The following is a 1,318-nucleotide window of genomic DNA, read 5'->3' on the forward strand; positions in this document are numbered from 1 at the left end:
AAGCTCTAAATGAGGATTATGATATAGCAGTAGCTTCATCTTTCGATCATAATCTTGAAATTACAAACATTGATGCTCAAAAAGGCCCCGTAATCCAATCATATATTGAAGAACTTGGATTTACTATGGATGATGTAATGGTAATAGGAGATAGTTTAAATGATTATTCTATGCTCTCTTTAGATTTTGGAGCAACGGTTGCAATGGGGAATGCACTGAAAGAAATCAAGGATATTTCACAATTCATAACTAAAAGTAATGAGGAACAAGGAGTGTTACATGCAATTGAAGCAGCACTTAATGGTTCATTAGACCAATTATCTTAAAGAAAGTTTTGAGCAACAAAACTGGTGGTGGGAATTAGTTAATTTTCTATAAAAATATCTTCTCTTCTTGATATTAAAAAAGAACCCATAAAAAAATTGAGTAAAACAGGCCTTACTTTTTATGGTAACCTACTTTTCGATTTTAGAGTTGAAGGCCTCGTAGAATAACAACTGATTGATCACTATGTTCGAGTTTTGGATATAGATGCACGCATATTTTATATGTGATTTTTTTGTGATTAAATCAAGCAATTTGAGGAGTATATTTTAAGCGCCAAAAGGATTCTTTTCAGTTTTATGAGATTTGGTACATCAAACATAGTATAATTTAGTTGATGGTAATTACTCTTACACAAGGAGAAGTCATATTTCTTTGGAAGAAGTATTTTTATTATCAGATGTTAATTTATATGTTGATAATTGGCGAATGACAAAGGAGAGAATCAACTTTTATGTTTCTTCGATTTTTACCTTGCAAAGTGCCCTAGGTGTTGTTGCGAATTCAATAATTTTCATGACTCTTACACCATTCAAATTCAAGGCCTTCCTATTCAGAGTAAGATAGTCTATCTAAATATACTTTCACGAAGAATCAAATGCCAAAATCCTTCTGTATCTAAAAAGTAGATTTGAGTTAATATATTGGACACATTTTAGTAGGGACTATTATTGGAATGGTTACGCTAAAGTAGAAAGAAAATAAGTGGAATTATGCCATTTTCTCTGTTTCTAAGCTTTTAAACTCCTGTTGAGTTAGGTAATGAATCAAACTATGGATTCGATTAAGATTATAGAATCCTTCAATTTAGCTAAACAGGGATTGATTTGTTTCTTCAAAAACTGAGTAAGTTGTAGTGTATACTTCTTATTTTTTCAATAACGCATGTAAAGATTCAGTTCCTGCGTTATCATATAATTTGTCTTTGTGACTATAGTAATGCCTTGTTTATTGGGTTCAAGCCATTTTTTCACTTAAATTACAGTATATTGAC

General features: G+C 31.0%; 2 protein-coding genes. Both read left to right on the forward strand.

Translation table 11 applies throughout. The annotated features are described in order from the left end of the window. The coding region (locus A5868_RS06800; protein WP_176374151.1) for an HAD hydrolase family protein at positions 1 to 326 on the forward strand (326 nt) is incomplete at its 5' end. 420 nt (positions 327 to 746) lie between these two features. Further along, positions 747 to 953, forward strand: a complete 207-nt coding sequence (locus A5868_RS19515) for a transposase family protein (RefSeq protein WP_087654105.1) — start codon at positions 747 to 749, stop codon at positions 951 to 953. The last annotated feature ends 365 nt before the right edge of the window (positions 954 to 1,318 follow it).

Source organism: Enterococcus sp. 12F9_DIV0723 (assembly GCF_002174375.1).
GTDB lineage: Bacteria > Bacillota > Bacilli > Lactobacillales > Enterococcaceae > Enterococcus_A > Enterococcus_A gilvus.